General features: G+C 73.0%; 9 protein-coding genes. 4 read left to right on the top strand and 5 right to left on the bottom strand.

Annotated elements, in window-relative coordinates; genetic code table 11:
- On the bottom strand, positions 1-645 hold a 645-nt coding region (locus tag DW299_RS02755), incomplete at its 3' end, for an NAD(P)H-dependent flavin oxidoreductase (RefSeq protein ID WP_136035559.1).
- An 84-nt stretch (positions 646-729) separates the two neighbouring features.
- On the opposite strand from DW299_RS02755, the gene DW299_RS02760 reads away from it, so the two are divergent.
- Together DW299_RS02760 and DW299_RS02765 are read left to right on the top strand one after the other, a co-directional pair.
- Complete coding sequence (locus DW299_RS02760) at positions 730-1002, top strand: DUF6412 domain-containing protein (RefSeq protein WP_136035560.1); 273 nt, start codon at positions 730-732, stop codon at positions 1000-1002.
- Between the two features lie 61 nt (positions 1003-1063).
- A complete protein-coding gene (locus DW299_RS02765; RefSeq protein WP_136035561.1) occupies positions 1064-1828 on the top strand; it encodes a YidC/Oxa1 family membrane protein insertase in 765 nt (254 codons plus the stop codon).
- A gap of 8 nt (positions 1829-1836) precedes the next feature.
- Here the strand turns inward: DW299_RS02765 and DW299_RS02770 are convergent, their stop codons facing one another.
- The 3 genes from DW299_RS02770 to DW299_RS02780 all read right to left on the bottom strand — a co-directional run bounded on the left by DW299_RS02770 (position 1837) and on the right by DW299_RS02780 (position 4146).
- A complete protein-coding gene (locus tag DW299_RS02770; RefSeq protein WP_136035564.1) occupies positions 1837-2754 on the bottom strand; it encodes an EamA family transporter in 918 nt (305 codons plus the stop codon).
- A gap of 59 nt (positions 2755-2813) precedes the next feature.
- Positions 2814-3713, bottom strand: coding sequence for an SDR family oxidoreductase (locus DW299_RS02775; protein WP_136035562.1), 900 nt, complete (start codon positions 3711-3713; stop codon positions 2814-2816).
- An 88-nt stretch (positions 3714-3801) separates the two neighbouring features.
- Entirely contained in the window at positions 3802-4146 is a 345-nt protein-coding gene (locus DW299_RS02780) for a DUF7882 family protein (protein WP_136033177.1), read from the bottom strand.
- A gap of 184 nt (positions 4147-4330) precedes the next feature.
- Here DW299_RS02780 and DW299_RS02785 point away from each other — a divergent pair, with 184 nt between their 5' ends.
- Positions 4331-4864 (top strand): FHA domain-containing protein, encoded by a 534-nt coding sequence (locus tag DW299_RS02785; protein ID WP_240744624.1) that lies wholly within the window; start codon positions 4331-4333, stop codon positions 4862-4864.
- Here DW299_RS02785 and DW299_RS02790 read toward each other — a convergent pair.
- Positions 4837-5520 carry a DUF6766 family protein gene (locus DW299_RS02790; RefSeq protein ID WP_168443062.1) on the bottom strand — a complete coding sequence of 228 codons (684 nt, stop codon included), beginning with the start codon at positions 5518-5520 and terminating at the stop codon, positions 4837-4839. The genes DW299_RS02785 and DW299_RS02790 overlap by 28 nt on opposite strands.
- Before the next feature lie 319 nt (positions 5521-5839).
- Here DW299_RS02790 and DW299_RS02795 point away from each other — a divergent pair.
- Positions 5840-6234 (top strand): CinA family protein (locus DW299_RS02795; protein WP_136035563.1); only part of this gene is annotated, 395 nt, incomplete at its 3' end.

A 6234-nucleotide genomic window follows, 5' to 3' on the forward strand; every position in this document is an offset into this window, starting at 1 on the left:
GCCGCCCGCCGCGATCACCGGCACCCCGACCGCATCCACTACCTGCGGCACGAGCGCGAACGTCCCCACCAGGGACTCCTCGGCGGGACGCAGGAACGACACCCGGTGTCCGGCGGCCTCCGCTCCGGTCGCCACCACCGCATCCACACCGGCCTCGGCGAGCGCGACGGCCTCCGCCACCGTCGTGGCCGTGCCGACGATCCGGATGCCCCGGTCGTGAGCCTCCGCGACGACCTCGGGCGACGGCACGCCGAACACCACGCTGAGCACCGCCGGGGCGACCGCCCAGATCGCGTCGAGCTGCTCGTCGAGCGGCGGGACGTAGCGCTCCGGCCGCGTCGGCACGGCGACCCCCACGGCCTCGTAGAACGGCTGGAGCGCCTGGGCGAAGACCGTGTGCTGCGGGTTGGGCTCGACCTCGTCGCCGGTCGGCAACCAGATGTTCAGCGCGAACGGCCGGTCGGTCGCGGCGCGCAGCTCGGACCCGGTCGCCCGGATACGGTCGCCGTCGTAGCCATAGAGGCCGAACGACCCCAGGCCCCCGGCGTTGCTCACGGCCGCGGTGAGCGCGACGGACGACAGCCCGCCGAAGGGACCGAGGACGATCGGGTGCGTGATGCCGAACAGGGTGCGCAGGTCGCTCATGCTTCGACGTTACGCCCGCGGCGGACGGCCGCGGGCGGGACGACGCCCCCTGCTAGCCTCGGTGGCAGAGAGCGGGGTGTGCACATGCGGCAGTGGATCGGGCAGATGCTCGGCATCGTCGCGGCCGCGCTCGGGCTCGTCGCTCTTCCCGATGCCACCGCGCTCGGGCTCGCCGTGGCCCTCCTCGCGGTCACCGCGCTGACCCTCGCCGTCGTGCTGAGCGTGCGCCAGCGACCGGAGGCCGACGCCCCGCATCCCCTCCGCGCCATCGACGTCGGCACTCTGCTGCCGCAGAGCGACCCGGATGCCGCGGGGCATCCGCGTCCGCGGGCGCCGGGAGTCGCGATCGCCGCGTAGCCCGTTCCGACGGGAGCGCGCGGCCTTCGCCGACCCTTCCCGACCTCACGAACGGACACCCGTGGACATCTTCGCCTTCCCTCCCCTCGCCGCGCTCCTGAACGCGGCCTACACGGCCCTGACCGGCCTCTCCACCGCCCTCGAGCCCCTCGCCGGCCCGTCCGCCGCGGCCCTCGCCGTGGTGCTCGTCACGCTCCTGGTGCGTGCCCTCCTCATCCCCGTCGGCATCTCGCAGGCGAGGGCCGAGCAGACCAGGGCGCGCCTCGCTCCCCGGCTGCGCGAACTGCAGCGTCGGCACAAGAAGAACCCCGAGCGGCTGCAGAAGGAGATGATGGAGCTCTACCGCTCCGAGAACACCTCGCCGTTCGCCGGGATGCTCCCCGTGCTGGCCCAGGCCCCGGTCGTCGGGCTGCTCTACACGCTGTTCCTGCGACCCGAGATCGCCGGACACCCGAACGACCTGCTGGCCCACGACCTCTTCGGCGCCCCGCTGGGCGCGAGCCTGGTCTCCGCACTGTTCGGCGGCACCGCGACCCCGGCGACGTTCGCGGTGTTCGGGGTGCTGCTGGCGGTGATGATCGCGGTCGCCGAGGTCACCCGGCGCGTGTTCCGCCCCGCGCCCGTCGAGGGCGACGACTCGCCGCTCAGCTCGCCCGGGGTGCTGCGGGCGATGTCGGCGCTGCACTACCTCACAGCCGTGTTCGCGGCGTTCGTCCCGCTCGCGGCCGCGCTCTACCTCACGGTCACGGTCGTGTGGACGCTCGTGCAGCGCGTGGTGCTCCGCCGGCGGTTCCCCCTGCCGGAGCCCGCCGCCGCCCGCGCGTGACCTCGGGGTCAGTCAGGCAGCGGGATCGGGGCGGTGAAGGGGCCGGACGGCTCCTCACCCCTCCGGTCCCGGCGCACGCCGAGGGTCGTCCCCACGCTCGCGGCGATCACGAGCGCGACGGCCAGCAGCCGCAGCACCGTCGCGTCCTGCCCCAGGAGGAGCCATCCGGCCAGCGTCGCGAACGCGGGCTCCAGGCTCAGCAGCACCCCGAACACCCGCTGCGGCAGGCGACGCAGCGCCGCCAGCTCGAAGCTGTACGGGATGACCGACGACAGCACGGCCGTCACCGCGGCCAGCAGCAGCAGCGACGGGTCGGCGGCGACCGTCGCGGCCGCGGGCACCCCCACGGGGATCAGCAGCACCGCCGCCACCACGAGCCCCATCGCGAGCCCGCTGCTTCCGGGGATGAGGGCTCCGACGCGGGCGCTCATCCGGATGTACATCACCCAGAAGCCGGCCGCGATCAGGATGAACACCACGCCGAGCGGGTCGAGGGGATCCGCGCCGATCAGGCCGTCGATGCCGAGCAGCGCCATGCCAAGCAGGGCCACCGCGACCCAGACGGCATCGGCGAGCCGCCGGGTGAGCACGGCCGCGAGCACGAGCGGGCCGAGGAACTCGATCGCCACGGCCGGCCCGAGCGGGATGCGGTCGATGGCGGCATAGAAGAAGCCGTTCATCGCGGCGAGCGACACCCCGAAGAGCACGGCCGCGAGCCACTGCTGCCGCGTCCACCCCCGCACCCTCGGGCGCACGAGCACGACCAGCAGCACCGCGGCGATCGCGACCCGCAGCGAGGTCACGCCCCAGGGGCCGAGGACGGGGAAGAGCTGCGCGGCGACGGCGGCCCCGAACGGCAGCGAGAGGCACGAGCCGATGACGAGCGAGACCCCCACGAGGGTGCCGGATGCCGCGGGTTTCTGCACCATACGAGCTTAGGCGGCGGGAGCCCGTCGCCCCGCCGCCCACGCAGCTCGATGGGGCCTCAGAGGGCCTTGCCCCCGGTCACCGCGACGACCGTGCCCGAGACGTACGACGACTCCTCCGACGCGAGGAACACGTAGGCGCCGGCGAGTTCGGCCGGCTGTCCGGCGCGTCCGAGCGGGGTGTCCTGCCCGAAGGTCTCCAGGCGCTCGGGACCCCACCCGGTAGCGGGGATCAGCGGCGTCCAGATCGGCCCGGGCGCCACAGCGTTCACGCGGATACCGCGCGGGCCCGCCTCCTCGGCGAGCGCCTTCACGAACGCGACCTGCGCGGCCTTCGTCATGGCGTAGTCAATCAGCCCCGGCGAGGGCTGCGCCGACTGCACCGATGAGGTGACGATGATGCTGGCGCCGGGCTCCAGGTCGGGGAAGGCGGCGCGGGCCGAGAAGATCAGCCCGGCGAGGTTCGTGTCGAACACGCGGCGCATCTTCTCGGTGTCGAGGTTCTCGAAGCCGTCGATGTCGTGCTGGTAGGCGGCGTTGAGCACCAGGACGTCGAGTCCGCCGAGCTCGGTCCGCGCCCGGTGCACCGCGTCGGTCGCGAAGGCCTCGTCCCGCACGTCGCCGGGGATGCTGACGCCGGTGCGTCCGGCCTCGCGCACGAGGGCCAGCGTGTCCTCCGCGTCGTCCTGCTCCTCGGGCATGTGCACGATCGCGACGTCGGCACCCTCCCTGGCGAAGGCGATCGCGACCGCGCGGCCGATGCCCGAGTCACCGCCGGTGATGAGCGCGCGTCGCCCCTCGAGCCGTCCGTGGCCCACGTACGAGGACTCGCCGTGGTCGGGTTCGGGCGTGGTGCGCTCGGTGAGTCCGGGCTGATCCTGGCTCTGCGCCGGGAAGCCCTCCTCGCGGTGCGCGTGCCGGGGGTCAGTGAGGCCGCTGTCGCGGGTGGTGTCGGTCATGTCCGCTCCTCCTGTGTCGAGTGGCTGTCGTGTCGTGCTCGGATCGAGCATCACGGCAACCGCCGACCGGGGGCAGGGGGTTGACACCTCAGAGCGGCGGTGTGACCGGGGTGTCTCCGCCCGGCTGCTCGCCCGCCTCCGCGGGCTCCGGCACCAGGTACAGGCCGCTGGGGGCGTTGGCGGTGAAGGCGAGCGCCTCGATCCAGGCGCGGTTGATCGAGGGCTGCCGGCTGCCGAAGTACTTGAAGACGAGCGAGCTGCCCGGCTGGATCCACACCGTGGTGCGTCCGCCGCCCACGCTCGCGTCCTCACGCCAGCTGAACGGGAACGGCTCCCCCCGGCGCAGCTTCGCCGTGATCACGAGCTGCAGGTGCGTGAGGGCGCGATCCTCGATCTCGCTCTTCACGCTTCCTTCGTAGATGAACTTGCCCATCGGGTGATGCTCCTCGGTCGATCCGGTTCCCGCCCGGCCACCGCCGGGATCGTGCCCTGGGGGTAGCGTAAGCCCTCGCCCCGGGCGGGCCGCAACTCCGCGGGCCGAGTGGCTGCCTGGAGCGCGCGAGGCACGGAAGTCAAGCCCCGCGCGCGGGAAGCCGGAGCGGACTAGCCTCGGGGCCATGACACCCGAGGAGGGCACCGCCATGAACGCACGCCACATCGACGACCGTCCCGACGAGGGCTACACGCCCGGCACCACCCACGCCGAACGGGGCGCCGGCAACCCGCGCCTGCGCGTGCGCCGCGACGACGAGCGCACCGAGTTCGCCCTCGACGTCGACGAGGTGCGCATCGGATCGGCGGCGGGCAACGAGCTGCGCCTCGCCGACACCGAGCCCGTGCACGCCACGGTGGTGCACGACGACCGCGACGAGTACGTGGTGACACTGCACGCCGACGGGGAGATGAACTCGAACCCCGACGCCGACGCCACGCACCCCGGCGAGCGCACCGAGACGCTGCGCACCGGCTCGCGGTTCACGGTCGGCCCGTGGGAGCTGGTCTTCGCCCGCGACGAGTTCGCCGACCACGGGCGCCCCTACGGCGGACGCCTCGGCGGGGAGTACTCCGACCAGCCGCTGCAGCCGCCGCGCCCCGACTACGACGGCGACGGCGAGCGCGCGCCTCAGTCGGACTCCGACGCCGAGGTGTGATGCGGCGTCCCCACGGGCTTCGATTCGGCTGACCCGCGCTGACGCAGGTAGATCGCGAACGCGACCATGGTGCCGACGGCCAGGAACTCGGACTGCCAGTTCTGCAGCGTCCGATCCCAGAAGTCGGGCGAGACCACGTAGTCCAGCCAGGTGATCGCCGCCGCGCCGTGCTGCGCGTTCTCCGCGTTCATCACGACGGTCCCGGCGAGCGACTGCGCCAACCACGACAGCAGGAACACCGCCCCCATCACGATCAGCAGCGAGTTGCCGAACACGGCGGCGCGCCACCCGCCCGCCCTGGCCCATCGCGGGGAGTCAGGGCGGGCGTGGCGTCCCACCAGCTGATCCGCGTCGCTCCCCGGACCCTCGTCTCCCGGTTTCTTCGACTCGGGTGAACCGCGCTGCACGAACCAGATCGTCGCAGCGATGAACAGGAAGAACTGCAGGAACTCGGACTGCCAGTTCTCGGCCACGTCGACCGCGAAGTCCGACGACCACACGAAGTCGAGGAAGCCGATCGTGGCCTGCCCGTGCTCCACGAGCTCGTCGTTGTTGCGCAGGTATCCGGCGATCGACTGGCCGATCAGCGCCGCCGCGAACAGCGCGAGGAAGAACAGGCTGAGGGCGTGATCCCTGATCCGGCTCCGCACGGTCATCGACCTCCCAGCGGCAGCGCGATCATGATCGCCAGCCCGACCGCGATGATGCCCGCCCACGTCCAGAAGACCGCGCGCATCCCCGCGGTGTCCCGCGTCTGCTCTCCCATGTCCGCCTCCTCGCGATGTCCGATGGACCGACCCTCGCCGGACCGGACGACCACCGGCAGGGGCTTGACGCCGTCGCTCTCCTTGTCAATCCCCTGCGTCCGTGTCGCCCCGTCCCCTACCGTCGGATCAGGCGCCGCGGCGGGACGCGTGGCGCGACGACCGAGATGAGAGGATCGCCCATGACGCGCACGTCCGAGAGCAGCGAGCGATGACCGCGCCGAACGAGACGCCCGAGCTGGAGCGGCTGAGCGAGCTCGCCCGCACCCGCGGTCTGCGGGTGAGCGTGGCGGAGTCGCTCACGTCCGGGCGGCTCGCGAACACCATCGGCGCCGGGGAGAGCGCGTCCGACTGGTTCGCGGGCGGCATCGTGGCCTACTTCACCGAGGTCAAGGAGCGGGTGCTCGGTCTCACGCCGGGAACCGACCCCACCTCCGCGGCGTGCGCCGAGCAGCTCGCCACCGGGGCCCTGCGGCTGTTCGAGGCGGACATCTGCGTCTCGACCACGGGTGTCGGTGGCCCGGGCCCCGAGGGCGGCCACCCCGCCGGCACCGTGTACCTCGGCTGGGCGACCGCGGAGGACTCGGGCCACCGGCGGCTCGCCCA

It is taken from the genome of Microbacterium sp. K35 (assembly GCF_004794375.1).
Taxonomy (GTDB): Bacteria; Actinomycetota; Actinomycetes; order Actinomycetales; family Microbacteriaceae; genus Microbacterium; species Microbacterium sufflavum.

Bases quoted from the DNA above. Each gene is read 5' to 3' on its own strand.
- DW299_RS02780 (WP_136033177.1), bottom strand. From the start codon at position 4,146: ATGGGCAAGTTCATCTACGAAGGAAGCGTGAAGAGCGAGATCGAGGAT.
- DW299_RS02790 (WP_168443062.1), bottom strand. From the start codon at position 5,520: ATGACCGTGCGGAGCCGGATCAGGGATCACGCCCTCAGCCTGTTCTTC.
- DW299_RS02760 (WP_136035560.1), top strand. From the start codon at position 730: ATGCGGCAGTGGATCGGGCAGATGCTCGGCATCGTCGCGGCCGCGCTC.
- DW299_RS02775 (WP_136035562.1), bottom strand. From the start codon at position 3,713: ATGACCGACACCACCCGCGACAGCGGCCTCACTGACCCCCGGCACGCG.
- DW299_RS02785 (WP_240744624.1), top strand. From the start codon at position 4,331: ATGACACCCGAGGAGGGCACCGCCATGAACGCACGCCACATCGACGAC.